Origin of the sequence: Trebonia sp. (genome assembly GCF_049794275.1) — a bacterium.
Classification (GTDB): Bacteria; Actinomycetota; Actinomycetes; order Streptosporangiales; family Streptosporangiaceae; genus Trebonia.
This window is the reverse complement of the sequence record NZ_JBARCR010000717.1, coordinates 1-2,649: the sequence shown is the minus strand read 5'-3', so window position 1 is coordinate 2,649 and position 2,649 is coordinate 1. Positions and strand designations below refer to the sequence as shown.

Here is a 2,649-nt window from a genome sequence, read left to right as displayed (position 1 = left end):
CCCGCCGCCAGGCCGGCGTCGCGAACGGCCTAACCTGACCGAACGGGTGGCCGGCTGGAGCGCCGCGCACCGCAAGACCGCCGTCTTCGGCTGGCTGCTCCTCGTCGCCGCCATCTTCATGGCGGGCCAGGCGCTCGGCTCAAGGAACCTGCCGGAATACAGCTCCGGCCAGGCCGGGCAGGCCGAGCGGGTGCTGCAGCAGTACGCGCCGGCGCAGCTCAACGCGTCGACCGAGAACGTGCTGATCCAGGCCACGGCGCCCGGCGCCACCTTCGCCACCGATCCGGCCATGCGCCAGGCGGCGTCCCAGGTGGCCGCGTCGCTGGCCGCCCACCCTGCATACGCGACGCACATCCAGGCGCCGCGCGTGTCGAAGGACGGGCACAGCGCCCTGGTCACGTTCCAGGTCCCGGGCAACGTCACGAACATCGACCAGGCGGTGACCTCCCTCCAGCACGCGGTCGCCGGAGTGCAGGCCAGGCACCCTGACCTGCGCGTCGCCGAGGCCGGTGACGCCAGCATCGCCCAGGAGATCAACAGCTCGCTGAACTTCAGCAAGGCCGAGGTCACCTCGATCCCGATCACGCTGCTGCTGATGCTCGCCGTGTTCGGCTCGCTGGTCGCGGCCGGCATCCCGGTGCTACTCGCGCTCACCGCCCTGACCGCCGCCATCGGGGTGGTGACGGCCGCCAGCCACTGGCTGCCGATCAACGGCAGCACGTTCGAGGTCGTGGTGGTCGTCGGGATGGCGGTCGGCGTCGACTACTCTCTGTTCTATCTGCGCCGCGAGCGTGAGGAGCGGGCGAAGGGCCGGTCGTTCCCCGAGGCGCTACGGATCGCCGGGCGGACGTCGGGCCGCACGATCCTGGTGTCCGGCCTGACCGTGATGGCCACCATGTCCGGCCTCTTTTTCGTCGGCGGCGGCCCGTTCAGCGGCTTCGCGCTTGGCACAATCGCCGTGGTGGGCATCGCGGTCATCGGCTCGCTGACCGTGCTGCCCGCGCTGCTGGCGTGGCTCGGGCCGAAAGTGGATGCTGGCCGGATCCCGTTCCTCGGCCGCAGGCGGGCCGATGCCCGGCCGTCCCGGCTGTGGGGGGCGCTGGCCCGCCGGGTCGTCGCCAGGCCGGTGATCTGGGGCGGCGTCGCCACGATCGCGCTGCTCGCGCTGGCCGCGCCGGTGCTCGGCCTGCGGCTCGGCGAACCCGCCGTGGACGCGCCGAAGGACGCGGCCGTGGTCCAGACGATGGCCGCCATCCAGCGGGCGTTCCCGCAGGCCCCAGCACCCGCGGAGGTCGTGGTGACCGGCGCGGACGTCACCGGCCCGAAGATGCTCGTCGCGGTGGACGCGCTGCGGGCCGATGCCGCGGCCGGCGGCGCCATTCACGACCCGGTGACCACCACCGTCATCGGTGGCGGGCGCGCGCTCGTGGTCGCCGTGCCGCTGGCGGGCAGCGGGGCAGACACCGCGTCGGACAACGCGCTGCAGACGCTGCGGAACCAGCTCCTGCCGGACACCCTCGGCAAGGTCCCCGGGGCCAGCTACGCGGTCACCGGCGACACCGCGTCGACGCACGACATCATCCAGACGGAGGACGCCAGCCTGCCCCTGGTGTTCGGCTTCGTCGCGGTGCTGGCCTTCGTGCTGCTGCTAGTGGCGTTCCGGTCGGTCCTCGTGTCGCTGGTGTCGATCGCGCTGAACCTCCTGTCGGTCGGCGCGGCCTACGGCCTGACTGTGCTGATCTTCCAGGACGGGCGGCTGCAAGGGCCGCTCGACTACACGTCGTTCGGCGGGATCATCTTCTGGGTGCCGCTGATGATGTTCGTGTTCCTGTTCGGGATCAGCATGGACTACCACGTGTTCATCCTCAGCCGGGTCCGCGAGCTGTGGGCGCGAGGCTCCTCCCCGAAGGAGGCGATCGTCGGCGGCATCGCGTCAAGCGCGGGGGTGGTGACCAGCGCCGCGCTGATCATGGTGGCGCTGTTCTCGCTGTTCTCCACGCTCCCGCTGATCGACCTCAAGATCCTCGGGATCGGCACAGCCGCGGCCGTACTCATCGACGCGACGGTCATCCGCGGGGTCCTCGTCCCGGCCGCCCTGGCCCTGCTTGGCGACCACGCCTGGTCCTCCCGCACCCGCCGGGCCCAGGCAGAACGAGTTCCCGCGGGTTCGCCCTAGCCCCGCCCGGAGTCAAGCACGCATCGCCACGTCCATTAGCTGCCTTCCGTTAGTGCTCTTGGTGACTGTGGGACGTGGGGTAACGCGTCGATGCGGCGACGGGGTCAGGGCGCCCGGCGGGCGGCCAGCACAGTCCGCGCCGGGGGCACCGCCGCCGCCACGGCCAGCGCCATCGCGAGCGCCGCCCACGCCAGCGTCACGTAGATCGCGGTGGCCGGAGATCACCGCCGATGCGTGTGCCCCGAGGCCGAAAGGGAACTCGGCTACTTTCCTCAACAACGCAGGCCCGCATGCGCTACCGCTGGTTCCGCTCCCGCGGCCTGTTCACCGGCTCCGGCGTCGTCGAGGCCGGCTGCAAGAGCATCGTCGGCCAGCGCCTCAAACAAGCAGGAATGCACTAGACCACCGACGGCGCAGACGCCATCATCGCCCTGCGCTGCCGGGAGGCCAGCAGCCAGCGGGAAGCCATCTGC

1 protein-coding gene and 1 pseudogene are annotated in these 2,649 nt (G+C 71.6%); both read left to right on the top strand.

Annotated elements, in window-relative coordinates; all coding sequences use genetic code 11:
• Positions 1-2,176, top strand: a 2,176-nt coding sequence (locus WA805_RS19040) for an MMPL family transporter (protein ID WP_425243006.1), incomplete at its 5' end; no start/stop codon positions are given.
• 249 nt (positions 2,177-2,425) lie between these two features.
• Positions 2,426-2,649: pseudogene (locus tag WA805_RS19035) on the top strand (ISKra4 family transposase); the annotation flags it as partial.